Source organism: Pseudomonas sp. 14P_8.1_Bac3, from assembly GCF_025466085.1.
GTDB lineage: Bacteria > Pseudomonadota > Gammaproteobacteria > Pseudomonadales > Pseudomonadaceae > Aquipseudomonas.
On sequence record NZ_JANLOD010000054.1, the window covers coordinates 17,512 to 43,280 of the forward strand.

At 60.7% G+C, this 25,769-nt stretch carries 25 protein-coding genes; 1 reads left to right on the forward strand and 24 read right to left on the reverse strand.

Translation table 11 applies throughout. From position 1 onward, the window contains the following. Positions 1–4: 4 nt before the first annotated feature. The 23 genes from sctE to ppsA all read right to left on the reverse strand — a co-directional run bounded on the left by sctE (position 5) and on the right by ppsA (position 23,027). Positions 5–1,768 (reverse strand): type III secretion system translocon subunit SctE, encoded by a 1,764-nt coding sequence (gene sctE, locus NTD84_RS17340; protein ID WP_262167751.1) that lies wholly within the window; start codon positions 1,766–1,768, stop codon positions 5–7. After that, the gene (gene sicA / locus NTD84_RS17345) at positions 1,761–2,252 is read right to left on the reverse strand and encodes a type III secretion system translocator chaperone SicA (RefSeq protein ID WP_262167753.1); all 492 of its coding nucleotides are present in this window, start codon (positions 2,250–2,252) and stop codon (positions 1,761–1,763) included. Before sicA ends, sctE begins: the two co-directional genes overlap by 8 nt. Positions 2,253–2,469: 217 nt before the next feature. Beyond that, positions 2,470–3,504, reverse strand: coding sequence for an EscU/YscU/HrcU family type III secretion system export apparatus switch protein (locus NTD84_RS17350; protein WP_262167755.1), 1,035 nt, complete (start codon positions 3,502–3,504; stop codon positions 2,470–2,472). Continuing rightward, a complete protein-coding gene (sctT, locus tag NTD84_RS17355) occupies positions 3,479–4,285 on the reverse strand; it encodes a type III secretion system export apparatus subunit SctT (RefSeq protein ID WP_262167757.1) in 807 nt (268 codons plus the stop codon). Before sctT ends, NTD84_RS17350 begins: the two co-directional genes overlap by 26 nt. A gap of 4 nt (positions 4,286–4,289) precedes the next feature. Beyond that, a complete protein-coding gene (locus NTD84_RS17360; protein ID WP_128607088.1) occupies positions 4,290–4,544 on the reverse strand; it encodes an EscS/YscS/HrcS family type III secretion system export apparatus protein in 255 nt (84 codons plus the stop codon). An 8-nt stretch (positions 4,545–4,552) separates the two neighbouring features. After that, a complete protein-coding gene (locus NTD84_RS17365; protein WP_262167760.1) occupies positions 4,553–5,212 on the reverse strand; it encodes an EscR/YscR/HrcR family type III secretion system export apparatus protein in 660 nt (219 codons plus the stop codon). Then, the gene (locus NTD84_RS17370; RefSeq protein WP_262167762.1) at positions 5,205–6,128 is read right to left on the reverse strand and encodes a FliM/FliN family flagellar motor switch protein; all 924 of its coding nucleotides are present in this window, start codon (positions 6,126–6,128) and stop codon (positions 5,205–5,207) included. Before NTD84_RS17370 ends, NTD84_RS17365 begins: the two co-directional genes overlap by 8 nt. Beyond that, positions 6,125–7,027, reverse strand: a complete 903-nt coding sequence (locus NTD84_RS17375) for a hypothetical protein (protein WP_262167764.1) — start codon at positions 7,025–7,027, stop codon at positions 6,125–6,127. Before NTD84_RS17375 ends, NTD84_RS17370 begins: the two co-directional genes overlap by 4 nt. Continuing rightward, on the reverse strand, positions 7,024–7,479 hold the full coding sequence (locus NTD84_RS17380; protein ID WP_262167767.1) for a type III secretion protein: 456 nt from the start codon (positions 7,477–7,479) through the stop codon (positions 7,024–7,026). The genes NTD84_RS17375 and NTD84_RS17380 overlap by 4 nt, the downstream gene beginning before the upstream one ends. Then, complete coding sequence (gene sctN / locus NTD84_RS17385) at positions 7,463–8,749, reverse strand: type III secretion system ATPase SctN (protein ID WP_262167769.1); 1,287 nt, start codon at positions 8,747–8,749, stop codon at positions 7,463–7,465. The genes NTD84_RS17380 and sctN overlap by 17 nt, the downstream gene beginning before the upstream one ends. Next, positions 8,746–9,153, reverse strand: coding sequence for an Invasion protein B family (locus NTD84_RS17390; protein WP_262167771.1), 408 nt, complete (start codon positions 9,151–9,153; stop codon positions 8,746–8,748). Before NTD84_RS17390 ends, sctN begins: the two co-directional genes overlap by 4 nt. Positions 9,154–9,165: 12 nt before the next feature. After that, positions 9,166–11,217, reverse strand: a complete 2,052-nt coding sequence (locus tag NTD84_RS17395) for an EscV/YscV/HrcV family type III secretion system export apparatus protein (RefSeq protein WP_262167774.1) — start codon at positions 11,215–11,217, stop codon at positions 9,166–9,168. 23 nt (positions 11,218–11,240) lie between these two features. Next, positions 11,241–12,347, reverse strand: a complete 1,107-nt coding sequence (sctW, locus tag NTD84_RS17400; protein WP_262167777.1) for a type III secretion system gatekeeper subunit SctW — start codon at positions 12,345–12,347, stop codon at positions 11,241–11,243. Next, positions 12,344–13,987 carry a type III secretion system outer membrane ring subunit SctC gene (gene sctC / locus NTD84_RS17405; RefSeq protein ID WP_262167779.1) on the reverse strand — a complete coding sequence of 548 codons (1,644 nt, stop codon included), beginning with the start codon at positions 13,985–13,987 and terminating at the stop codon, positions 12,344–12,346. The genes sctW and sctC overlap by 4 nt, the downstream gene beginning before the upstream one ends. A 4-nt stretch (positions 13,988–13,991) precedes the next feature. Continuing rightward, a complete protein-coding gene (locus NTD84_RS17410; RefSeq protein ID WP_262167804.1) occupies positions 13,992–14,696 on the reverse strand; it encodes a helix-turn-helix domain-containing protein in 705 nt (234 codons plus the stop codon). A 267-nt stretch (positions 14,697–14,963) separates the two neighbouring features. After that, positions 14,964–15,998, reverse strand: coding sequence for an OmpA family protein (locus NTD84_RS17415; protein WP_262167781.1), 1,035 nt, complete (start codon positions 15,996–15,998; stop codon positions 14,964–14,966). Between the two features lie 107 nt (positions 15,999–16,105). Next, positions 16,106–16,696 carry an RNA polymerase sigma factor SigX gene (sigX, locus tag NTD84_RS17420; protein WP_262167783.1) on the reverse strand — a complete coding sequence of 197 codons (591 nt, stop codon included), beginning with the start codon at positions 16,694–16,696 and terminating at the stop codon, positions 16,106–16,108. 88 nt (positions 16,697–16,784) lie between these two features. After that, positions 16,785–17,609, reverse strand: a complete 825-nt coding sequence (locus NTD84_RS17425; protein WP_008027407.1) for a mechanosensitive ion channel family protein — start codon at positions 17,607–17,609, stop codon at positions 16,785–16,787. A 2-nt stretch (positions 17,610–17,611) separates the two neighbouring features. Next, positions 17,612–17,860 carry a hypothetical protein gene (locus NTD84_RS17430; RefSeq protein ID WP_007944521.1) on the reverse strand — a complete coding sequence of 83 codons (249 nt, stop codon included), beginning with the start codon at positions 17,858–17,860 and terminating at the stop codon, positions 17,612–17,614. A gap of 63 nt (positions 17,861–17,923) precedes the next feature. Further along, on the reverse strand, positions 17,924–18,919 hold the full coding sequence (locus tag NTD84_RS17435; protein ID WP_262167790.1) for a zinc transporter ZntB: 996 nt from the start codon (positions 18,917–18,919) through the stop codon (positions 17,924–17,926). 25 nt (positions 18,920–18,944) lie between these two features. After that, positions 18,945–19,436 (reverse strand): ribonuclease E activity regulator RraA, encoded by a 492-nt coding sequence (rraA, locus tag NTD84_RS17440; protein WP_262167792.1) that lies wholly within the window; start codon positions 19,434–19,436, stop codon positions 18,945–18,947. Between the two features lie 121 nt (positions 19,437–19,557). After that, complete coding sequence (locus tag NTD84_RS17445; protein WP_262167794.1) at positions 19,558–20,547, reverse strand: lysophospholipase; 990 nt, start codon at positions 20,545–20,547, stop codon at positions 19,558–19,560. Positions 20,548–20,651: 104 nt separating this feature from the next. Continuing rightward, on the reverse strand, positions 20,652–23,027 hold the full coding sequence (gene ppsA / locus NTD84_RS17450; RefSeq protein WP_262167797.1) for a phosphoenolpyruvate synthase: 2,376 nt from the start codon (positions 23,025–23,027) through the stop codon (positions 20,652–20,654). A gap of 174 nt (positions 23,028–23,201) precedes the next feature. Between ppsA and NTD84_RS17455 the strand changes: the two genes are divergently transcribed. Next, positions 23,202–24,020 carry a pyruvate, water dikinase regulatory protein gene (locus NTD84_RS17455; protein ID WP_201196270.1) on the forward strand — a complete coding sequence of 273 codons (819 nt, stop codon included), beginning with the start codon at positions 23,202–23,204 and terminating at the stop codon, positions 24,018–24,020. Between the two features lie 116 nt (positions 24,021–24,136). On the opposite strand, the gene prpD is transcribed toward NTD84_RS17455, so the two are convergent. Further along, positions 24,137–25,621: a 2-methylcitrate dehydratase gene (prpD, locus tag NTD84_RS17460; RefSeq protein ID WP_262167801.1), complete on the reverse strand. Its 1,485-nt coding sequence runs from the start codon at positions 25,619–25,621 to the stop codon at positions 24,137–24,139. Between the last annotated feature and the right edge of the window lie 148 nt (positions 25,622–25,769).

Genomic DNA, 25,769 nt, shown 5'->3' on the forward strand with positions numbered 1-25,769 from the left:
GGATTCAAACGCGCCGGGCTATCTGCACGCGCGCGTTATGGCTGCCTTGCAGATCGGCAAAAACATGTTCGATCTGCCGGGCCCGGTCCTGCATCGCCTTGCCGTAGTTCTCGACCAGTTGCGTCAGGTAGGCGGTGATTTCTTCGCTGATCGCCATGCGTACCCGCACGTCGGCCAGGGCCTCCGCCGCCTGGGATTGATGCACCCCGCTGCGGACACCGAGCACACCCTGCGCACCTACGCCGAAGCCTTCAGTCAAGGCCTGAGCCATTTCCAGGCGGGCGGCGAAGCGGGCGACGGTGACGGAGTCAGCGCCTCGGGTGATGAAGCTGCGCAATTGGCTGAGCATCTGGGTCAGCGTATTGCCGACCGAGGACGCCAGCTGTTTCATCGCCTGCACCGCGGCGGGTGCGGCCTGCGCCACCACGGACGCCAGTTTTGACGCCACCGTGCCGATCATCGGCCCGACCACCTGAACGCCCACCACCGCAGCCAGGGCGATGGCGGCCACGGTGGCGGCGATGCCGGCAATCATGCCGGCGATCTGGCCGATGTCCTTCGCCGTCTCGGCATCGACGCCGAACGCCATCAGCGCCTGGGTGTACAGCGCGGCAAACAGCTTGATGGCTTCCTGCATCACGCTCATCAGCGGTTTCATCACCTCGGCCATGAACGACGTGCCCGTGAGTTCCTTGACCACCTCGTCGGCAATCATCACCGCAGCACCGATCACGCCCACCGCGATGAGCACCGGGTTGGCGGTCAGGACGCCGGCGACCACGGTCGCGATGGACACCAGGGCGCCCACGAGCTTGCCGATGCAGCCCATGGTCTTCTGCAGGGCTTCGGCTTTACGCACCTCTTCCAGGTACTTGTCCGACTCGCGCTGCATTTTTTCCTGGAGTTTGGCTTGCAGCTCCTGGAACAGCTGCTGATTGAGCGCTTCTTCGTTCTGCGCCGTCTCACCCAACAGCTCGATGATCTTCAGGCGATTCAGCAAGGCCAGCGCGCTGCTGCTCAGGGCCTTTTCATCGGTTTGCCTGATCGGCGGGTGATCGAGCCCGGCCTCGACGACTTTGCCGGTCACCGCCGCCAGGACTTTCGCGGCGGCGTTGGCGGTCTCGATCAGTTTCAGGTGGGCCTCGGAGGCTTTCTGCAGGGTCTGGGTAACGCCCGTCAGCTCGCCTTTGAGTTGGTCACGGCGCGCCAACTCGCTCGCGTACTCGGGTGATTCAGGGTCGAGCCTGGCCAGCCGGGCCTCGCTTTCATCCAGCAGCCCCTGGACCTGCTGCACGCGCTCACGCAGTTTCTCAAGCTGTGCCTGGCTGCCGCCGACGGTGCCCTCCGCCGCTTCGAGCGCCGCCACTGCGGCGGCATACTCCGCCGCGAGTTTTTCGTAGCCCTGCTGTTTGGCGCCGGCCATGCTCTGCAACATCGCCAGGCGGTTTTTCAGCTTGTTGACATCGACCTCGCCGAGCAGCTCGCTGATCATCGCCATCAGCAAAGTGAACAGATCAGCGTCCGATTCTTTTTCGGTAGGTCGCGCCAGTGGCGGATACAGCTGCGGCCGCCCCGCCACTGCATTGGATTTGCCGTGCTCACCGTCGTACTTCACCGACATCAGCCCGGCCAGCGCTTCCTGCCCCGCCTTCTGATAGTCCAGGGTTCGCGCCGCCTCGCTGGCGGCTTTGCCGTAGATCTCAAAGGCCTCGGAACGGCCGAAACCGCCCGTCAACGCCGGGTTCAATGTGCTTTTGATTTCACTCATGTTCAGTCTCCGAACGGTCCTTTTCAATCTGCGCCAAGGTGTCCAGGTACACCTCGGCCTGCCTGCGCAGGTCCTCTTCCGTGGCCTGCTCGATCACGTAGTCGAAGCACAATCTGGCCTTGCCGATCCGCCCCAGCGCGAGCTGGCACTGGCCGGTGTAGAACATCGGCCGGTAGTCGTTCTTGCCCTGGGCGAAGGCGATGGCATACAGGTCGATAGCCTTCTGATGGTTCTGCTTGAGTTGATGCACCGCAGCCAGTCCCATCCAGTACTGACTGTTGTAAAAATCGTAGATGCACAGGAAGTGAAAGAACTTCTCGGCATCGTCCAGCCGGCCCTGCTCGTAGAACTGGAACGCGAAGGCATACAGGCCGTCCATGTGCTCATCGCTCAGGCCCTGCACATCCTTCAACGGCGCCCCCGCGAGGACGGCATCGACGATGCCCAGAGCGACCTGCTCGCCTTGTTGGTTGTCGCGACTCATCGGCCTCACTCCTGAAAAAACGCCAGCGTTGCTGACGGCTGCATTGAGCCAAAGCGCGGTCGGGCACGCTGCCAAATTGCGCTCATCCCCGCGATCCCCCGCCCCCTGTAGGAGCGAGCTTGCTCGCGATGAACCCGAGAGCACCGCTGGGGTGTCAGGCATCCAGCGTCATCGTTAACGACCATCGCGAGCAAGCTCGCTCCTACAGGGGGCGGGGTCAGGCCTGCTCGACCTGTTCCAACCAGATCAACAGGCGCAGCACTTCCTCGATTTCCTGCACCTGCAGGAAGCTATAGCGCTGGTGGGTCTTGAAGATGCGTCGGGCCAACGCGACGTCGTTGATCACCGGCACCCCGACCTCCCTGGCATAGGCACGCACCGCCAACGCGCGCTGGTTGGTTTCCATCAGCGAGATGAACGGCAGCAGGGTGATTTCCGGGCGGAAATACACGCCGATGGCGATGTGCACGGGATTGGCGATGATCATCCGCGAGCTGCGCACATCGGACTTCACCTGCTCCGACAGCAACTCCAGGTGCAGGTCACGCCGACGGCCCTTGATCTCCGGATTACCGTCCTGCTCCTTGTGTTCGCGCTTGACCGAATCCTTGTCCATCATCTGGTCTTTCATGAACAACCAGTATTCGCTCAACGCATCGAGCACGACGATCAACAGCACGCAGGCCAGAAACGCCAGCACCAGCACCAGCAGCAAATGGGCCCAGATCGCGAACAGGTCCGGGGCCTGGGCAAACAACTGGGCAAACAGCAGTTGTCGCTGCGTGACCCAGACCAGCCACAGCGCCAGGGCAAAACTGCCGAGGTACAACAGCGCTTTGACCGTGTCCTTGACCGTGCGCAGGCTGAACAGTTTTTTGAAGCCATTGATCGGGCTCAATGCGCCGAAATTCAGCTTCAACGCTTCGCTGGCCAGGGCAAATCCGCTTTGCAATAAAGCCGGTACGGCGCTAGTCAGCACGCACACCAGCAACAGCGGCAGCAGCGCCTTCAGCCCGATGAGCACCAGCATCGCCGAATACTTCTGCAGGTCGGCGTCAAAGTCGCTGGCGATGATCCTGCGATAGACTTCCATGACCTCCAGCAGTGAGCTGTTGAACACCATGTAGCTGATGCCGCACAGGGTCAGGCAGGTGACCACCAGGTCCTTGGCCTTGAACGTCTGGCCCTTGCGTGAGGCATCGCGCAAACGCTTGGCGGTGGGCTTCTCAGTCTTCGAAGCGCTGGACGACATCGCCCTCCCCCCCGCCGCCATCCAGATAGTGCTCAAGCGTCTCGGACCTCGCGCCCATGCGCAGCACTTCATCCGGCAGGTGCACGCCGAAATACAGCATCAGCACCACCAGCGCCACCAGGCTCTTGACCGTCAGCGACACCGAGAACGCGTTCATCTGCGGCGCGTAGCGCGAGAGCAGACCCAGCAGCGCCTCGCTGACCAACAAGGTCGCCACCACCGGCGCGCTGATCACCAGGGTCTTGCTGACCAAGGCATCGAGCAGGCTGAACACCGCCGGCCACTGCACCTCACATCCGCTGACCGGTGCACAAATGCGATAACTGTGGCCCACGGTTTCAAGCATCAACAACATGCCGCCGCCTTCGAGATACACCGCGGCGGCGAACAGTTGCAGAAAGTTCGCCAGCTCCGAGGTATCGACGCCGTTGGCCGGGTCCACGGTACTGCTGAGCATCGCTCCGCGCTGGTTGTCGATCAGGTTGCCCATCGCATGCAGGACCCAGAACGGCCAGCACAACAGGCACCCGAGCAGCACACCAATGCCGGCCTCACGCAGCAACAGTGCAAAAAAAGCCAGCGCGTCGAGGCGTGGCAATGGCACGCCGACGTAGCTCCAGAACCCCAACGCCACCCACACGATGACCGCCTGACGCGGCGCCCCGGTCAGCACGCTGCTGTTGAGAAACGGCAGCATGAAAAAAATCGGCGCGAGCCGCGCGAAGCCCAGAAGTACGGCGGCGAACGCGCCGTACAGGTCGAAAAACAACGTCACCGACATCGGTCTAACCCAACGCCAGGCGCATGACTTCACGGCTGAAATCGAGCAGGGTTTCACCGTACCAGCCCGAGAGCAGAAACAGGCACGCCGCGACCGCCAGCAATTTGAAACCGAAGGGCAGCGTCTGCTCCTGCAACTGGGTCACGGTCTGGATCAACCCGACCACCAGGCCGACCACCGTGGCGACAATGATCGGCCACGCCACCATCAGCAAAATCAGGTACAGGGTTTTGTTGCCGGCATAGACCAGGTCGTTCATGGCCGGCCCTACGTCAGCAACGTCAGGTATTGCTTGACCAGCCCGGTGGACAACAGCGCCCAGCCATCCAGCGCGACGAACAACACCAGCTTGATCGGCACCGAGATGATCACCGGGCTCATCATCATCATGCCCAGCGCCAGCAGGATGCTGGAGATCACCAGGTCGACGATCACGAACGGCAGGTACAGGTAAAAACCGATCTTGAAAGCGCTTTTGATTTCACTCAGCGCGTAGGCCGGCAACAACGCAAACAGCGAGGGTGCGAGGTCTGCATCGACGGGCGCGCGGCTCTCGTCATCGTCCTGAGCCGCTTGCGCACGCTCGAAGAACAGTGCCAGTTCGGGGTCGGTGTACTTGCGCAGATAGTCCTTGTAGCCGCCCAGGCCGTTCTCGGCGAAATTCACCACCGATTCGATATCGGTGAAGGCCACCGCTTCTTCCTTGTAGTAGCCGTAGCCCTGCTTCATGACCGGGGTCATGACGAAGATCGCCAGCATCAAGGCAATCGCGTTGAGCGTCATGTTCGACGGCACCTGCTGCAAACCCAAGGCGTTACGCACGATCACGAACACAATGGAAAACTTGATGTAGCAGGTGCCGGCCGCCACCAGGAAGGGCAGCAGCGACGCGAAGGCCAGCAGTGCGATCAGCGAGACGTCATTCATTGCGCTGTTCCGCGCAAATGCGCCGGTAAACCTCGAGCACTTCGACGCCCAAGTGATCGTACAGCTGCACCAGTTCGCCACGGGCGACGGGCTTGCCGTTGGCGCGAATCTCGATGTGCCGCACGGCGTCGGTCGCCAACGGAATGAGCTGGCCTTCGATGATCTGCGACAGTGTGCCGAGGTCGGTGTCATGGGTGGCAAGCACGAACTCAAGGCGCACTGGCAGCGCGGGCAGCCCGGTGTCCACGTCGGTGGGTTGATCTGGATCGGTAACGGTCGTTTGCATGTGCAGTCCCTCTTCGGTGAACGTGAAAACGCCAATGCGGCGCTCGGCCAACCGACACTCATCCGTGCGATGCAGGATGCGCAGCACGTCGCCCTTGGCCAGACGCGCGCGGCTTGCGTCAGTCAGGTGGCTGACGCCCAGGATCAGTTCCAGGCGCAGCGGTAAATCCCGCAGCCAACCTGCAGGTTTCACGGGGCTGATGACGCTGCGCGGTGGCGGCATTTGCGTCAGCCACACTCGCCCTCGTGCCGTGTCTATCCAGGGCAAGTCGTGGGTCGGCAGATCGGCCGGGGCGATCCATTCGATGTCGAACAGCTCGCGGTATCGCAACTCGTCCACCTCCGACGGCAAGGGTTGCGGTACGGCCTGAAAGAGCTCGACGATACGGCCGAGCGGGCATTCGCTTGTCAGCAGCGAACGCAACTGCGGCAGGGCCTGATGCAGCCAGTCATGGGCCAAGATCAGGCCGTGCCAGTCGGCTTCGACGCCACGGGCGCAAAACCGTAGATAACCGGGCTGCCGCGCCGGCTTGCCCTGGCCTGCACGGTGGCCGGCGCGCTGCCAGCGCTGGACGGTTTGCGTGCGGGCGTGTGCCGACGCGTCGACCCGGCGCAACTTCAGCGCGTTCATGTCGGTGACTCTTCGTGCTCAGGTTCTTCCTGTGGCTGACGAGAGTCCCGCTGTTGCTGCTCCCCGCCGCTGTCGGTCAGCCGCCAGCCAGGGTCGCGGACGTGTTCGAAAGGGGCCTTGAGTTGATCGAAGACCTGGGTGTTGCTCGGGCTGAGCAGCAGTGGCCGCGCGGGTTCGTCGGGTTCCCGGGTGATGGTTATTTGTCCGCTGACGGGGCCTTTGTTGAAGGGGATTTGCAGGGGGCCGCGGTTCGAATCGGGCAGGGTTTCGGCTTTCACGTCGGGGGCTGGCCGGGTGGGTGGGGCCTGGAGCAGAGGAACAGGTGCAGCCGAAAATGCAGGGCGCACGCTGTGGAGGATCAGTATTTCGGGCAGTGGCACGTCGGTGGACACTCGCGATGCTTCCCGGGAAGTGATTGGCGCCTGTCCGGTCGCCTTCGCGAGCAGGCTCGCTCCCACATCGGATGGCGTTTCCCTGTGAGAGTGGGCCTCCTGCACTCCCACATCGGATGGCGTTTCCTTGTGAGAGTGGGTCTCCTGCACTCCCACACTGGAATGCATTTCCTTGTGAGAGTGGGTCTCCTGCACTCCCACATTGGAATGCATTTCCTTGTGGGAGCGGGCTTGCTCGCGAAGGCGTCCTGACGGCCCACGAAAATCCAAACCCGTGGAATGCGCTTCCCCGTGGGAGCGAGCCTGCTCGCGAAGGCGTCCTGGCGTTCCACGAAACTCTGAACCCTGCTGACGCACGCTTAGCGCCGCCAGCAAATCAAGCACCCCTTGCGGCAACTCATCCTCTTGCGCCGGGACCCGGCAGTCTGGCCGCTCATCCACAACCCCATCGCTGTCAGAGACCGGCACGTAAGCCGATCCCGCCGCAACCGCGGACATATCCTTCATCGCCGAACCCCATTCATCTCTTCCATCTCCCGTTCTTCCCGGCGTACCTGCTCGAGCCGTTGCTCGCGCAACAGCTGCTGCACCGACCGTGCGTACGTGTCGTGTTTGCCCTGCAACAACCGCAGATGCTCGCGCTGCTCCTGCAAGGCCCGTTCAAATTGCTGGCATTCGCCGTCCACGCGATCGCGCTCCAGGCGCACCCGATCGATCTGCCGACGGATCACCGCCTGGGTGCGCAGCAACGCCAGCAATTGCCCATGATCGAGCACGCAATCACTGGCCCGATGGCTGGCCAGCAGGCTTTGCAGCGAGACCTCTTGTTCCTCGAAACCGGCCAGTTCCTGGCGCAGCGGCTGTAGCTGCTGGCGGGTGCGCCGCACCGCCTGCTCGCCACGCTGTTGGCGAAACTGGCTGAGCGCCAACAGGCGTCGCCGCTCAGGCAATGAGTTCATGCAGGCTCCGCAGGGTTTCTTCCGGCGCGCAATATTCGCCCGTCGGCTGACGCAACCAGTGGGTCAAGGCATCGCGACGTTGCAGGGCCCGGTCGTTGGCGGGATCGGCGCCCTGGGCGTACTCGCCCATGTCGAGGAAGATCTGCAACTGTTCCAGACGGGTCAGGGTTTCCCGGGTCGCGGCGGCCAGGTGCTGCACCTGCCCACTGCTCACCTGGGTTGCCACGCGGCTGACGCTGCGCAACACGTCGATCGCCGGGTAATGCCCCTTCGCTGCCAGCGCACGGCTGAGGTAGACATGGCCGTCGAGAATCGAACGAATCTCTTCGGCGATCGGGTCCGGCTCGTCGTCACTCTCCAGCAACACCGTGTACCACGCGGTGATGCTGCCGGATGCGGTGACGCCGGGCCGCTCCAGCAAACGCGGCAAGGCATCGAACACCGAGGCCGGATACCCGCGCCGCGCCGGTGCTTCGCCGGCGGCCAGCGCCAGGTCGCGGCGGGCGCGGGCGTATCGGGTCAGCGAGTCCAGCAGCAGCACCACACGCCGGCCCCGGTCGCGGAAATACTCGGCGATGGTCGTGGCCTGCAACGCCGAGTTGCAACGATCCACCGAGGAAACATCCGAGGTGGCAAACACCACCACGCAACGCGATCGCGTCGGCGACTGGCGCAGGTGCTCGATGAACTCGGTCACTTCCCGTCCACGCTCGCCGATCAAACCGATGACAAAAACATCGGCCTCACCGTGGCTGATCAGCATGTTGATCAACGTGGTTTTGCCGGACCCGGCCGCGGCAAAAATACCGATGCGCTGACCGACTCCGCAGGTCAGCAAACCATCGATGACGCGAATACCGGTGTTCAACGGCTCGGCGACTGGCCGGCGCTGGTGGTACGCCGGCGGGTCGGCGTCCACCGAATAATCCTGCGGCACCACAACTGTCGACGGCGCCAGTCGCTCGACGATGTTGCCTTGCGGATCGACCACGCTGCCGAGCAAGGCATCGCTGCAACTCAGGCGCAAGGTCGAGCCGGTCGGTACGATCATCGATTCCCTCGACAACCCTTTGCCATCGCCGAGCAGACTGAGCACCACCGCGCCAGGCTTGAAGCCGATGACCTGCGCCCTGGCCGCCACCTGCGGTGAACGCCAATGGCGGCGCACTTCGCAGACTTCACCGATGACCACACCCTCCAGCGCCGCTTCCAGCAACGGACCGCTCAAGCGCAAAGGGTGGGCCGCGTGCCGCTCCAGGCGCAGGCTCATCGGCGCAACAGGTCGCACAGGGTTTCGACTGACTGCACAAAACCGTCCAGGGCCTGGGCAAAATGCTCGGCGTCACTCAACGCGAGGTCATTGGCCATCAGGCGCAGTTCGAGCTGGCCCTGGACTTCGCACAGGTGCAACTGTCCGGTGCGGGGAAATCGCTGACCTTCCAGCAGGAACTGCATCAAGTCGAACGCGCAATGGGTCATGACGTTGGGGGTCGCCTGCGCGACGGCCGCCCAGATCCACACATCGCCCTCCACCACCGCTACGTTGACATCGGGCAGGTTGTTCATGCGCATCTCGATGGTGCTGTGGCTGTCGAAGTGGCCTATCTGGCTGTCCACGCAACCACTGTGGCGCAGCGCGTCACGCAGCAGGTCGGCGATATCGATGGGGATCATTGTCGGGTTTCCTCAGAGGGTCTTGATGACGTTGACCGAGATGGTCTCGGAGATTTCGCCGAACGACATCACGTCCAGCTCGCGGAACCGCCCTTCGATCAGCTTCTTGATGTAGCGCCGCACATCCACCGAACACAGCAGCACCATGTCCTTCTGCGCAATGTGCAGGCTGTCGAGGCCCACGCTGAGGCGGTCCATCAATTCTTCCGACTCCGCCGGTTCGAGGTTGATGAAACTGCCGCCGGAGGTTTGCCGGATGCCCCGGCGCACCACCTCTTCGAACTCCGGCGACAACAGCAGCACGCGCAGGTCATTGCCGTGGGCGAACTTGTTGCTGATGTAGCGCGCCATCGCGCCGCGCACATGCTCGACCAGCGCCAGCACGTCCTTTTCCCGCGACGCCCAATGGGCCAGGGATTCGAGAATCAGCTTCATGTTGCGCACGGAAATGCGCTCGCCGATCAGCCGTTGCAGGACCTCGGCGATCTTCTGCACCGTGACGTGGCGATAGACTTCCTTGAGCAGGTCGGGATAGCGGCTCTCCATTTCGTCGAGCAGTTGCTTGGTCTCCTGCACGCCGAAAAACTCCTGGATATTGCGCGCCAGCAAGGTGACCAGGCAGCGATAACATTCCTCGTCCGCCGGGCGCAGTTGATAGCCCAGTTGCTGCACCCGTTCGTGGTCGGCGGCGTTGACCCAGACACTGCCGAGGCGATTGCTGTCGTTGCCGCGCACCAGGTTGAACCCCAGGGAATCAAGGTCCGGCGAGTAGTCGAGCAAACGCCAGTGATCGAAATGGATGTCGAACTGCTCGGCGCGCACCTCGTTGATCAGCACGGCCACTTGATGCGCCGACAATGCCTCGCTGGCGCGAAATTGCGGCTCGGGAATACGCAGCCCGTAGTCGACGAAAAACTGGCTGCGAAAGCGCGCGGCCCAACGGGCCTTGGTCAACGCGTCGAATTGCGCCGTCGGCACGAGCAACATCAGGGCGACGGTTTCCGTGGCGATGTTGTCGATGTCTTCCAGTAACCCCGAGCCGGTTTGCTGCGCGCCGGGATCGCTGGCGGCAGCGTGGCTTTCACTGGAGTCGGCGACGCGTGAGGCTTTGCGCTGACGGATAAACACCACCAGCGCCAGCAACGCGGCAATGGGCAGAAAGGTCAGCAGCGGGAAACCCGGCAGCAAGCCAACACCCACCGCCAGCACCGCGGTGACACCCATCACGAACGGGTTGCCGAGCATCTGCGCCAGCATGTTGCGCCCCAGGTTGCTGTCGTCGCCGTTGACGCGGGTGACGATGAAGCCGGCGCCGATGGCAATCAGCAACGCCGGAATCTGCGCGACCAGGCCATCGCCGATGGTCAGCAAGGTGTAGGTCGACAGGGCCGTCGACATGTCCATGCCCATCTGCCCGGCACCGATGGCCATGCCGCCGATGAAGTTGACGAAAATGATGATGATGCCGGCGATCGCGTCACCCTTGATGAACTTCATCGCGCCGTCGAACGAACCGTACAACTGGCTTTCACGCTCCAGCACGCTGCGTTTTTCCTTGGCTTCCTCGGCGGTCATGGCGCCCGCCTTGAGGTCACCGTCGATGCTCATCTGCTTGCCCGGCATGCCGTCCAGCGAGAAGCGTGCCGCGACTTCGGCGACCCGCTCCGAGCCTTTGGTGATGACGATGAACTGGACAATGGTGACGATGGAAAAAATCACGAAGCCCACCACCAGGCTTTCACCGATCACGAATTCGCCGAACGAGGCGATGATCTCCCCCGCATCCGCCTGGCTCAGGATCAAGCGGCTGGTGCTGATCGACAGCGCCAGGCGAAACAAGGTGGTCAGCAGCAGCAACGCCGGAAATGTGGAAAAGCTGAGGATGCGTTCGATGTAGAACGAGCCCATGAACACCAGCAACGAAATGACGATGTTCAGGCCGATGAGGAAATCCACCAGCACGGTCGGCAACGGAATGATCAGCATGGCGATGATCATCACCATGAGGGTCAGGATCAGCAGTTCCGGGCGAGCGCTGACGTTGCGCAAAAACACATTGAGCATGGCCGGTCAGCTCCGCGAGACAATCATGAGCCACCGCCAGGACGCCGATGCGCGATGCCTTCGTGGGCGAAGGCAATGTCCGCCAGACGCGAGAACTGCTGCGCCAGACGTTGCGGCGCGTCTTCATCGACGAACAGCGACAGCGGCAGTTGCAGGCTGAACCGCCGTACCGTCTGCAGCAGCGTCGAGCGTTCACGGTGCGCGCTCAGCAGCACCCGCTCACCGAGCACGCCCAGCAGCAACTGGTCGAGTTCATCCGGGTAGCTCAGCAGACCGAACAGGAACACCAGCCAGTCGGATTCATCCGGGTTGTGCTGGCAGATCAGTACATCGCCGAGAAGACCGCCGATGAACAGTGCATCGGCAGAGCGCAGGCGTTTGAGGTCGGTCAGCCGGGCGAACAGTTGGCCAAATTCCATGCGCGAGCAACTGGGGTCCTGGGCGCTGATATCGGTGAGCAGCGCTGCCTCGATGAAGGCCAGTACGTCGCTGCGCTGACTCGAGCCGTACTGGGCAATCCAGTCCTGATAACAGCTGACCGGGCCTTCATCGGACTCGAGAAAATCCCGGTACGTTTCGCGCAACAACGCCGCGCGCACGGCCATGCTCCTGCCGAACATCCGCGCCTTGAGCGCCGCGTTGATGCCGGCGTTCAGGCGCTTGGGAGACGCTTGGGCGACCACCGTTTGCACCAGGGTTTCGAGGCGCTGGCGGGTGGTCTTCTCCAGGCTTTTGCGGCGCAACAGTGCGCGCAGGACCAACGTCAGGTCGCTGTCATCGGCGAACAGCTTGCGCGCCATTTGCAGCAACCAGGCGATAGGTTTATCAGCGAGCCGCGCCAGGGCGAGGATCGGCCGCACCTTGGGCAGGGTGTCGTCGTCCAGCACTCTTTCGAAGGTGTCGGTCAGGCTGTCGGACTTCAGTTCGAAGTGCCGACGAGCACGAAACTGCGTCAACGCCGCGGACATTTCATCGCTGATTTGCACCAGACGCTGCGCAACAGCTGCCGTGCCGCTGTCCTCCAGATCGGCATCCGCCGTCGCCTGTGGTTGCGGATGCTCGGCCGCCTTCTCGGCATTCAGCCGTGCCTGGGCCGCCCGCCCGCTGGTGGATACCGGCGGCAAGATCATTTTTCAGAGGCCCGGAAGTAACTGCGTCGCAGCCGTTCGTGCTGTTCCGGAGTCAGCAACTGCGACGGCGGCTCGATGACGGACGGCGCTAGCGCACCACTAATTTCCTTGGGCTGGATCAGGAAGACTCGCACGGTATTCGCCGAGCGACTCTGCCGATAGCTGAACAGCCGACCGATCCACGGAATTGAGCCCAGCAGCGGAATCCGGCCAATCTGCTCGCCATGATCGTCGCGCGTGAAACCGCCCACCAGCAGGCTTTTACCCGGTGGAACCCGCGCCACCGTGCTGATCCGGGTACGGCCGACCGTTGGCAGCGCGTTCGCTCGTTCGCCCTGGCCAGGGTTTTCGATTTCGTTGCCGTCTTCGATCGTGAGCGACATTTCAATCTCGTCCGCCTGGGCGAAACGCGGCAACACGCTGACGAGCGTGCCGTAGGTCACGTGCTGCAAATCGACACTGCGCTCGCCCACCAGTGGCGCGTAAAACGTGCGGTTGTTGTCGAAAATCGCCGGCACGTTTTCTTGGGTCAGGATCATCGGCCGCGACACCACATTCGCCCGGCTGGTGCGTTCCAGCGCCATGATCTGCATCACGAACGACGCGCCATCGAGGGTGGTCGTCGATCCCGCGTTAAGCGACATGGTGAGTTTGCCGCCCGACTTCAGCCCGCCTTGCCAGTTGATCCCCAGTTGATTGAGTTCGTCCTTGTGCAGGTCAATGATCCACAACGACAGCTCTACGTGGCGCTTGGGCACGTCCAGCGCGCTGACGAGGTTCTCGATGAAGTGCACCTGCTCAGGCAGGCCCTTGACCAGCAGGCTGTTGGTATCGGGATAGGCCACGACGCGAATGTTGCCGGCGGCGGTGTCGCGCGCGAGGATGCGCGGCGCGGACGGGCCCTGATCCGACGCAGCACTGGCCAGGCCGGCCAAGGGAAACGCCGGCATCAGGCCCGGCGATGGCGGCGCTTGCGCCACGGCGGGTTCGACACCGTTGCGCTCGCCGCGCAGCAACGCTTCGATCACCGTCGCCAGCCCGGGAATGGTCACCTTGTCGTCGCGCAGCTCGTATTTGCGGTCGCTGACGAAGGTGTTGCGCACCTGAATCACGCCGATCTGTTGCTTGCCCAGCAGCAGTTCCGAGCGCTGGTTATCCATCAAGCTGGCGGCTTGCGTCACCAGATCGACATACATCGGCGGACCGGATACGTGGAACGTGCGCAGGCCATCATGACGCAGGGGATAACGGCGATCGTGCAAGCCGGAGCGTTCGAGGAACGCTTGGAGTTTCGCCACCGTCAGGGTTTGCAGCGACACCATCGAGCTTTTCAGTTCCGCGGCGTCGTACAGATAAATGGCCTGGCCGTCGCTGTACCAGATCAGGCCCATTTTCGCGGCGGTTCGCTCAAAGGTTTGTTGAGCTTCAAGCAGATCGAACGTCCCGGATATGCGCTTGGCCGCGGCGGCTTTGCTGACGATGACCGGTTTGCCCAGCGGGCCGGACAGCTCGCTGAAAAAAGTGCGCGCGCTCTGTTCACGGGCCTCGAACTGATAGACGGTGGCCTGCGCGGCCAATGGCGCGAACAGCCATCCAGTGATTAGGCAGAGGGACAACAGCGTGATCGATCGGCGGTTCATCGGCTCACTTGCCCGGCAGGAAGGTGATGTCCGAGAGACTGCTCGGTGTGAAGCCCACCAGTTCGCGGATTTCCTTGGAGAAGTGCGAAGACGAAGCGAAGCCGAATTCCAGGGCGACGTCGGTCAGCGAGCCCTCCTGCAAGCTCATGTTCAATAGCGCCCTGGCCGTGCGCCAACCGCGCAAGGCCGGTTTGGCCGCGCTCCCCAGCGCCTGGTGGCACAGTCGACGAAAATGCGACACCGACACCCCATAGCGTTGCGCCAGGTCGGTCAGTTTTTCACTGCGCGTGCCCTGCTCAAGCAGGAAGCGTACAAGCCCGTAACTCTCGGTATGCCGCAGCACGCCGGCGAAACGCTGAAACGCCGGACTGCCGCCCATGGCCTGCTCGATGTACCAACGCTCCAGTGCGCGCTCTGACCGGACAGCTTCGTGAGTCACCGGCAGCATCGCCCACAAGCCATGGCGCGGCCGTTGGTCGATCTGCGCATCACCGAGGTCGATAAACACCTGTAGTTTCACCAGGAGCGATTCAGACAGCGGCCGCACCTGCACGCAGCCGCCGCACATTTGCAGGGCCTCGCCGACCGCGATCAGCCCTTCCCAGCCTGCAGGCAGTCGATGGTGTTGCACCGAGTCCAGCAGCAGGGTCGATTCGCTGACACGCAGGTGCAACACGCGCTCGCCGGAACGAGCATCAGGGAATGTGATGGTGTGCACGCCAACCTCCTTTGCGGCCTGACGATGAAGGTTCGGCAGGATGAAAGAACGGGCGCGGGAAGTCCTGATGGAAAGCTGATGAAACCCGGGCAGGCAAGATTATTGCGATGAGTGAAATGAGTGAAATGTTGGGCTGACACCCTCGGATGATTGCCCGCGATGACCGGACGCCGTCAATCCGAACCCGCCCTCTTTCACCAAATCGCAGGCAAAGAAAAGCCCGGCCTAAGCCGGGCTTTTCTCAGAGCTGCGGGCTAATTACTTAGCTTGAGCTTCAACCTGCGCTTCTACGCGACGGTTTACAGCGCGACCAGCTTCAGTTTTGTTGTCAGCAACTGGGCGGGATTCGCCGTAGCCAACAGACTGAACGCGGGAAGCTTCAACACCGTACTGGTTGGTCAGAACTTGCTTAACGGCGTTTGCACGACGCTCGGACAGTTTCTGGTTGTAAGCGTCAGGACCGACGGAGTCAGTGTGACCTTCAACAGTAGTGGTGGTCGCTGGGTACTGCTTCATGAAGTCAGCCAGGTTCTTGATGTCGCCGTAGCTGTTAGGCTTGACTACCGACTTGTCGAAGTCGAATTTCACGTCCAGCTCAACACGAACAACTTCAGCAACTGCTGGGCAGCCATCAGCGTCAACAGTTACGTTGGCTGGGGTGTCCGGGCACTTGTCAACGTTGTCGCAAACGCCATCGTTGTCGCTGTCGGAGCAGACTTCAGCAGGTGCTGGAACTGGAGCAGCAGCAGGCTTGGAGCCGCCACCGAAGTTCACACCGATACCGACGCTTGGAGCCCACTCGGTGTCGCCTTTGTCGATGTTGTACTGAGCTTCAACGCCGGCACGGGCGTAGAAGTTGTCAGTGAAATACAACTTGGCACCGCCGCCAACGTTGGCGAAGGTGGAGCGATCGCGACCGCCGGAACCGTTCTGGCCGATGCTTTGATCGGAGAAACCAGCCGATACGTACGGACGCAGCATGTCGCCAGGGTTGTTGAAGTGGTACAGAGCGTCCAGAGCGGTGTTCGCGCCCTTGATGTTACGACCGTCGTCGGAACGCACGTTGTGCACTTCGTCGTAGCCCAGACGCAGTTCAACGTCGTCAGTGATGAAGTAGCCTACAGAGGCACCGAACAGGTTGCCGTTGTTCTTGTAGTCACGAGCGCTATCGAACTGTTCTTTCTTGGCGAAGCCTTCGATTTCAACTGCGCCTTGGCCTTGTGCCAGCGCGCCGAACGAAGTGGCTGCAATAAGAGAACCAATGGCCAAGCCCAAGGTGTTTTTCAGTTTCATCCGTTAAATCCCCATCTGGTGATTGTGAAGCAGTCCCGCAAACCGGGGGACAACTCGGCGGCAATTCTATCAGAACTTGCCTACACGTAAGAGATATTTGCGCCGAACTAAGTTTCAGCAATGCCTGCAAATTTCTCACGTAATTTATCTAGAGCACGTTTGTACCGCATTTTTGTTGCACTCAAGCCCATATGCATGATGTCTGCGATCTCCTGAAACTCCAGCTCTGCGACAAATCGTAGCACCAGAATTTCTCGGTCAATCGGGTTCACATACACCAGCCAGCGATCGAGTCCACCCTTTTCGTCCGGTTTCGGCGCCTTTTCTTCAGACGCTTCTTCCAGCGGGTCAAGACTCAAAGCGTCCATCAAGCGACGCTTTCGCCGTTCTTTCCGATACTGCGTGATGCATTCGTTGTACGTGATGCTATATAGCCATGTCTTGAACTTCGATTTCCCCTCGAAGTTCTTCAGTCCATACAGCACCTTCAACATCACTTCCTGACAGACATCGTCCGCGTCGCGATCGTTCCCAAGATATCGTGCACAGACGTTAAATAATGTTCGCTGGTAACGCCGCATCAATTCTTCATAGGCGCGCGTTACGTGAAACAGCTCGGTATGCGAGCGCGCGACCAACTCCTCATCAGAGAGCTCGCGGGGGTCGTAGCGCGTGGAGAGCGATTGAGCTTTATTCAAAACAAGTCGGGCCGACAGTCAGGTCAATGTCCGCCGCAGCCCTTTCAGGGCATTTTTGCGGCGGCATACATTAGCAGGGTTTGCCGGATTAGCGGCTACTCACATGCTGCTCCAGGAGGATCCGATTGGAGAGAGAGACTAGCTCACCCTCATCGGTCAGCAATGTGGTTTTAACCGTGCCGATCTCTTCGATCTGACCTTCGACCTCGCCAACACGCACTTGTTGCCCAACCTGATACAACTCACGCACATAGATTCCCGCAAGAATCTGCCCGGCAATTTCCCGGCTTCCCAAGCCCATGGCCAGCGCAACCGCCAGACCAACGGTAATCAATACGATCACGATCACATGGTTGAGCAGGTCAGTCTTGACCTCCAACTGGCTGATCGCCACCGAAATGCTGATGATAATAACCAGGCCTTGGGCAATTCGCCCCAGCCCGGCGGCGTAGTCCAGCCCTACTCCTTCAGCCGCCCCGCGCACCAGCCCATTGGCCAGTTGCGCCAGCAATACACCCACCAGCAATACCAGCGCGGCACCGAATACCTTCGGCAAATACAACGCAAGCATATCCAGCGTAGCTGAAACTCGCTCAAGTCCAAGGGATTCTGCGGCCGAAACCAGAAAAATCAGCAGAACGAACCAATAGACGATCTTGCCGATCAGCGTCGAGATCGGCACCTGGAGGCCGGCCCGGGACAATAATTTTGTCAGACCGGTGCCGCCCATCAGGCGGTCGAGCCCCAGCTTGGCGAGCAACTTGGACAGCAAAGTATCCAGAAGTTTCGCAACGACGAAACCCAGCAGCAGCACGACCAGTGCGCCGAACAGGTTCGGAATGAAGTTTGCAACCTTGGTCCATAACGCAGTCATTGCAGTGACGAGGCTCTGTGTCCAGAGATCAAGTTCCATATTCAATCAGCCTTATCAGCAGTGCGAACGGTAGGTTTACGATGACGGGAGACCGGCGACACATGGGCCGATCCATTGTTCAAGGCGATCATCAGCGCGGGCAACCAGCGGCCCAGCAGGCTGAACAGATCGCCAGCGCCAACCTGGCGATTGGCGGTTTTCAGGACACGGCCGAGGCAGGCATCGTCGTCCCGGGTGGACGGCGAAGCGTTCAGCATGTCACGCAAAGACTGTTCAAACGGATCGTGCATACGCACCTCTCGTGATGTCTGTGAAAGACGCGGCCAGATTTGCACGGGTCACATGCCTCATCGTCAGACCCAGCGCAAACGTCGGAATAACCACCACTGGCCCAGTGCCACCGAGACCATCATCAAGCAGGCAATCAGGAAGCCGTAAGGGCTGGCAGAGAACGGTATGCCACCCACGTTGATACCCAGCAGACCGGTCAGAAAACTCATCGGCAAAAAGATCCCGGTGATGATTCCGAAACGGTACATCGTGCGGTTCATGCGCACGCTCAAACGCCGGTCTTCAGCCTCCAGGACCAGCCCCACCCGCTCCCGGGTCAACTCCAGCTCCTCGAGATAGCGGGTCAGGCTGTTGTTCAATTCGTTCCAGTAATCACCATCGTCCTCGACAAACCACGGCAATTTTATCCGTGTCAGTTGAGCGAAAATATCCCGCTGCGGCGCAAGGAATCGTTTAAGCGCAGCGGCCCTGCGACGTATCTGCAAAATGGAGCCATGTTCGGGTGTATACCGTTCGTCGGCATCCAGCTTTTCTTCTTCCTCATCGACCACTTCCGAGAGGCAACTGATCAGATCCTGCACCTTGTTGGTGAGGTACTGAGCCATATAGAGGATGAGCTCGGAGGCCGTTTTCGGCCCCTTGCCTTCGGCGAGCTGCACCAGCAACTCATCGGTGGCACGCAATGGCCTTAAACGCAGGGAAATCACACGCTGTGCCGAAGCAAAGATCCGCACCGACACCATGTCTTCCGGCTCGGCGCCCGGGTTCAGGTTTACCCCACGCAAAAATAGCAGCAGTTCGCTGTCGGAAAGCTGTAAGAGACGTGGACGGGTATTTTCTTCCAGCAGCAGATCACAGCTGAATTCACTCAGACCGCTGGATTTGCGCAGCCAGGTCTGGGTTTGCGGGTGACTGCGATCCCAGTGCAGCCACAGGCTTTCATGGGCCTGCAGTTGCAAGTCATCGAGTTCAGTCCGGGCTATCGAACGCGCACCGCCTTTACCATCCAGCACCAGGGCATGCACCAACCCCCACTGCGCGTTTTCTTCCTCGAACATCCTCACCCCTTTGGCTGGATCAACGTTATTCAGGCATTTTCAGCGGGCTTGGCGAGATGATCACGCCATTGTTGTCCGCATAAATGTAGTGGCCTGGATGGAACGTCACGCCGGCAAACGTCACGGCAACGTTGAGGTCGCCAAGGCCGCGCTTTTCGGTTTTCATCGGGTGGCTGGCCAGCGCCTGAACGCCCAGATCGGTTTGCGCGATGACATCGACGTCGCGGATGCAACCGTAGATCACCAGCCCTTCCCAGCCGTTTTTCGCCGCTTTCTCGGCAATCATGTCGCCTAGCAGCGCACGACGCAGTGAACCGCCGCCATCGACCACCAGCACCTTGCCATTGCCCTTGAGCTCAGCTTGTTCCTTGACCAGCGAGTTGTCTTCAAAGCACTTGATCGTCACGATTTCGCCGCCGAAGGAATCCCGGCCACCGAAATTGCTGAACATCGGTTCCAGCACCTGCACCAGTTCCGGATATGCGTCGCACAGGTCAGGCGTAAGGTAATGGTTCATCGAGAAACTCCTGTGAAGAGGAAGACAATCGAGAATGTCGCAAAGTGACCGAAAAAGCTTGATGCGTCATAGCTTAGCCGCAAGCCGATCAGAGCGGAATGCCCTTGATAGAGCATCGGGCTCAGACTGCCGCGGCTAAATCCGACTGGCTTCCCGGCAACGGCATGTGCTGATCGGCCAACCAGCGCGCCACCAACGGCCACACCTCCGTCTGCGCCGCTTTGCTGACGAGCATTTCGACGTGACCGAAATTATCGCCAAAGCCCTGCTCGCGACCCAGGTTGATGAACTGCTTCTGTTCCGACCCCATCTGGTCGAACAGCTTGCGACAGGCCCACGCCGGATCCTGGTGATCCCCCACTGCACTGACAGCCAGTACTGGCACGCGGACCTCGGCCAATCCGGCCCACCAGTCCTTGTCGGCATCGCCGAAGCGTCCGAACAGACCGTACCAGCGCATGCTTTCCAGGGCCAGGCCAATCGGCTCATCTTCCGAGCCGCGTTTGAGCCGTGAGCCGGAGAGCTGGGCGAAGCGCTTGAGAATGAAGCGCCCGCTCCACTCCACCGGGGGAATCTTCAACGGCCAATAGGTGCGGCTGACTTGCGTACCGAAGAACGCTGCGGAGGCCACCACCGGCTCACCGATGTACTGGCCACCCAGCGCCGCCGCCAGGGTTATGCCACCCAGTGAGTGACCGATCCAGTGCGGCACCTGGCCACTCTGCTCACGCACGAACGCACCAATGGCCGGCAAGTCGTAACGTGCGTAGTCGGCGACGCGGTTCTTGCGGTAGCTCTGGTTGCGCTGGGACAGGCCGTGGCCACGCATCTCCGGAATCCACACATCGAAGCCCAGGCGCGTCAGGTAAGCACCGAGGCCCAGGCCTTTTGGCGAAAACCAGAAACGACGATTGGAAAAGCTGCCGTGTAACAAGATCACTGGTACGCCACGCACCGCTGGCTCATCGGCCAGGCCGAGACGCGTAACCGCCAGCTCGACGGTGCCGTCAGGGCTGTTGCCGGGTTTCAAACGATAGACGTCTTCGCTCAGATCGCCGCGCCGCTCGGCGCTGATCAGGGCGACAGGAAATAGGTTGCTGCTGCTTTGCATAATGCTCTTGCACAAAAAAGGGCGGCATCCGGTCGGGGCCCGCCCTGCTTGAATGATGGTCGCTTAACCTGTAGGAGCGAGCATGCTCGCTCCTACAGGGGTGATCAGGCCGAAGCTTGACCTTCCGCCAGGAAGAACCAGGTTTCCAGCACGGAATCAGGGTTCAGCGAAACACTTTCGATGCCCTGCTCCATCAGCCATTTGGCCAGGTCAGGGTGGTCCGAAGGGCCCTGACCGCAGATGCCGATGTACTTGCCGGCCTTGTTGCACGCGGCAATCGCGTTCGCCAACAGCTTCTTGACCGCCGGGTTACGCTCGTCGAACAGGTGAGCGATGATCCCGGAATCACGGTCCAGGCCCAGCGTCAGCTGAGTCAGGTCGTTGGAGCCGATGGAGAAACCGTCGAAGAATTCGAGGAATTCTTCAGCCAGGATCGCATTCGATGGCAGTTCGCACATCATGATGATGCGCAGACCGTTCTCGCCGCGGGCCAGACCGTTTTCGGCCAGCAGATCGATCACTTGGCTGGCTTCGCCGAGCGTACGGACGAACGGCACCATGATTTCGACGTTGGTCAGGCCCATCTCGTTGCGCACACGCTTGAGGGCGCGGCACTCGAGTTCGAAGCAGTCACGGAACGATTCGCTGATGTAACGCGAAGCCCCACGGAAGCCCAGCATCGGGTTTTCTTCTTCCGGCTCGTATAGCTTGCCGCCGATCAGGTTCGCGTATTCGTTGGACTTGAAGTCCGACAGACGCACGATGACCTTTTTCGGGGTGAATGCCGCGGCCAGGGTGCTGATGCCTTCCACCAGTTTGTCGACATAGAAATCGACCGGATCGGCGTAACCGGCGATGCGCTTGTCGACGCTGTCCTTGATGTCCTGCGGCAGACCGTCGTAGTTCAACAGCGCTTTCGGGTGCACACCGATCATGCGGTTGATGATGAATTCCAGACGGGCCAGGCCCACACCGGCGTTCGGCAGTTGCGCGAAATCGAAGGCGCGGTCCGGGTTGCCGACGTTCATCATGATCTTGAACGGCAGGTCCGGCATGGCGTCGACGGAGTTTTTCTTGATGTCGAAGCCCAGTTCACCTTCGAAGATGTAACCGGTGTCGCCTTCAGCGCAGGACACGGTCACACCCTGGCCGTCTTTCAACAGCTGGGTGGCGTTGCCGCAACCGACCACGGCCGGAATCCCCAGCTCGCGGGCGATGATCGCCGCGTGGCAGGTACGACCGCCACGGTTGGTGACGATGGCGCTGGCGCGTTTCATGACCGGTTCCCAGTCCGGGTCGGTCATGTCGGAGACGAGTACGTCGCCCGGCTGAACCTTGTCCATCTCGGACACGTCCTTGATGATGCGGACCTTGCCGGCGCCGATGCGCTGGCCGATGGCGCGACCTTCCACCAGCACGGTGCCGGTTTCCTTCAACAGGTAACGTTCCATGACGTTAGCCTGGGTGCGGCTCTTCACGGTTTCAGGACGGGCCTGAACGATGTAGAGCTTGCCGTCGTCGCCATCTTTTGCCCATTCGATGTCCATCGGGCACTGGTAGTGCTTTTCGATGATCATCGCTTGCTTGGCCAGCTCGCTGACTTCGGCGTCGGTGAGGCAGAAACGCGCGCGGTCGGCCTTGTCGACGTCGATGGTCTTGACCGACTTGCCGGCCGTGGCGACTTCGCCGTAGATCATTTTGATCGCTTTGCTGCCCAGGTTGCGACGCAGGATCGCCGGGCGACCGGCGGCCAGCGTGCCTTTGTGGACGTAGAATTCATCCGGGTTCACCGCGCCTTGCACGACGGTTTCACCCAGGCCGTAGGCGCCGGTGATGAACACGACGTCACGGAAGCCCGATTCGGTATCGAGGGTGAACATCACGCCGGCGGTGCCGGTTTCGGAGCGGACCATGCGCTGTACGCCGGCCGACAGGGCAACCAGTTTGTGGTCAAAGCCCTGGTGGACGCGATAGGAAATCGCACGATCGTTGAAAAGGGAGGCGAACACCTCTTTTGCGGCGCGAATGACGTTTTCGACACCACGGATGTTCAGGAAGGTTTCCTGCTGACCGGCAAAGGAAGCATCCGGCAAGTCTTCGGCCGTCGCGGAAGAGCGCACGGCCACGGCCATGTCAGGGTTGCCGGCCGACAGCGTGGCGAATGCGGTGCGGATCTCGGCGTTGAGCTTCTCGGGGAACTCGGCTTCCATGATCCATTGACGGATCTGGGCGCCGGTCTTGGCCAGGGCGTTGACATCATCGACGTCCAGGGCGTCGAGGGCAGCGTGGATCTGATCGTTCAGACCGCTCAGTTCCAGAAAATCACGATAAGCCTGAGCAGTCGTGGCGAAGCCACCGGGCACCGATACACCGGCACCTGCAAGGTTACTGATCATCTCGCCCAGGGATGCGTTCTTGCCCCCCACGTGCTCAACGTCGTCTTTGCCGAGCTTGTCGAGGGAAACTACGTACTCTACCAAGGTGATCTCTCCACTAACTGTGTTGGAAAAGCTCAGACGCCGGCGCTCGATAGGAGCATTTGCCAGCTGTATGGCCTGGACCTGGAAAATAAGTGAGAATGCGGGCCAATGGCGGCCGGCAAATCGCGCCTATCATATCCAAGATTCGTTACTAGCTTAAGGCCCAAGGTGCAAATGAAACGATCTGCTTTCTTTATCTCCGATGGCACCGGCATCACAGCCGAAACCCTGGGTCAAAGCCTCCTGGCGCAGTTCGAAAACATTACCTTCAGCAAATTCACGCGGCCGTACATCGACAACGTGGATAAAGCGCGGGCCATGGTACAACAAATCAACAAGGCCGCCGAAACCGACGGCTTCCGGCCGATCATCTTTGACACCATCGTCAATCAGGACATCCGTGAGATCCTCGCGACCTCCAATGGTTTCATGATCGACATTTTCTCGACCTTCCTGGCACCGCTCGAACAGGAACTGACCGAGCACTCTTCCTACACCGTCGGCAAGTCCCATTCCATCGGCACCAACTCCAATTACATGGAGCGCATCGAGGCGGTGAACTTCGCCCTCGACAACGACGACGGCGCCCGCACGCACTACTACGACAAGGCCGACCTGATCCTCGTCGGCGTTTCGCGTTGCGGCAAGACCCCGACCTGCCTGTACATGGCCATGCAATTCGGTATCCGCGCGGCCAACTACCCGCTGACCGAAGACGACATGGAACGCCTGACCCTGCCAAGCGCCCTGCGCGCCCACCAGCACAAACTGTTTGGCCTGACCATCGACCCGGACCGCCTCACCGCGATCCGCAACGAACGCAAGCCCAACAGCCGCTATTCGAGTTACGCCCAGTGCGAATTCGAAGTCCGCGAGGTGGAAAACCTGTTCCGCCGCGAGAACATTCCGCACATCAATTCCACGCATTTTTCCGTTGAAGAAATTTCCGCGAAGATCCTCGTTGAAAAAGGTGTTGAGCGGCGTTTCAAGTAATTCGCTATTGCCTGCTCTGGCCTCATCGCCAGCAGGCTGGCTCCCACAGTTGATTTGTGATCACCAAAGACCCTGTGGGAGCCAGCCTGCTGGCGATTGAACGATAACGCGGTCCCTCAAATCACAAACAAATCCACAAACCGGTTAACCGGTGTTGCCTCAAGCCGCGCCTGATCCTTGCACAGGTCGAAGATCTCGGCGCTGCGCTGATGGGTGAATCGTGTCAGCAGGTTCGCCTTGAACTTGTCCTCCAGCAACGGAATGCCCTCGGCACGACGACGGCGATGCCCGATCGGGTATTCGACCACCACCTTCCCGGTGCTCGAACCGTCCTTGAAAAACACCTGGATCGCATTGGCAATCGAGCGCTTGTCCGCCTCCAGGTATTCGCGGGTGTATTGCGGGTCTTCGACGATGACCATTTTCTCGCGCAGCACATCGATGATCGGATGCGACGCGTGGAAGTCGTCTTCGTACTGCTCGGCCACCAGGTTGCCGAAGGCCAGCGGGACGGCAGTCATGTATTGAATGCAGTGGTCACGATCCGCCGCGTTGGCCAGGGGGCCGACTTTGGAAATGATGCGGATCGCCGACTCGTGGGTGGTGATGACGATTCGGTCGATCTCGTGCAGACGGTTCCTGACCTGCGGGTGCAAGGTGACCGCCGCTTCGCACGCCGTTTGTGCATGGAACTCCGCCGGGAAGCTGATTTTGAACAGTACGTTTTCCATCACATAGCTGCCGTACGGCCGGGAGAAACTGAAGGCACGCTTGTCGTCGGGCTTGAGCGCCAGGTCGTTGTTGGTGTGGCTGAACAGCACGTCATAGAAGCCCCACTGCTTCGCCGTCAGCACGCCGGGAATGCCCATCTCGCCACGCATCGCGATGTCAGCCAGACGCACGCCACGACTGGACGCATCGCCCGCCGCCCAGGATTTGCGCGAGCCGGCATTCGGCGCATGGCGATACGTGCGCAACGCCTGGCCGTCGGCAAAGGCATGGGACAACGCGGACAGCAGCTGCTCGCGATTGGCGCCCATGAGCTTGGCACTCACGGCGGTCGAGGCGACTTTCACCAGCATGACGTGATCGAGGCCTACACGGTTGAAGGAGTTTTCCAGCGCAATAACACCCTGAATCTCGTGGGCCATGATCATCGCTTCAAGGACCGCGCGAACGGTCAGCGGTGCCTCGCCATTCGCCAGGCGCTTCTGCGACAGGTGGTCGGCCACCGCGAGAATGCCACCGAGATTATCGGACGGATGCCCCCATTCGGCGGCGAGCCAGGTGTCGTTGTAGTCGAGCCAGCGAACGATACAACCAATGTCCCACGCCGCCTTGACCGGATCGAGACGTAAACGGGTGCCAGGCACGCGCGCGCCAAACGGCACGACGGTGCCTTCGACAATCGGGCCGAGGTGCTTGGTGCACTCGGGGAAACGCAGGGCCAGCAGGCCGCAGCCGAGGGTGTCGATCAGGCAGTTGCGGGCAGTGTCGAAGGCTTCCCTGGACTCGATGTTGAAGTTCAGGACGTAATCGGCAATGTCCTGTAGGACCGTGTCGTAGTCGGGTCGGTTGTTCTGGTCGACGTTGGCGCTCATGTTCGATTCACTCGTGAAGTGGTTCGTTGATGGGACCTCGGTTCAGGGTTCAATCTCAGTCGGTCACAACTTTCTTGTTCTGTAATGCTGCACCTGTGGGAGCGGGGGTGGTCGCGCAACCGATAATTGAGTCAAAATCAAATTTTAA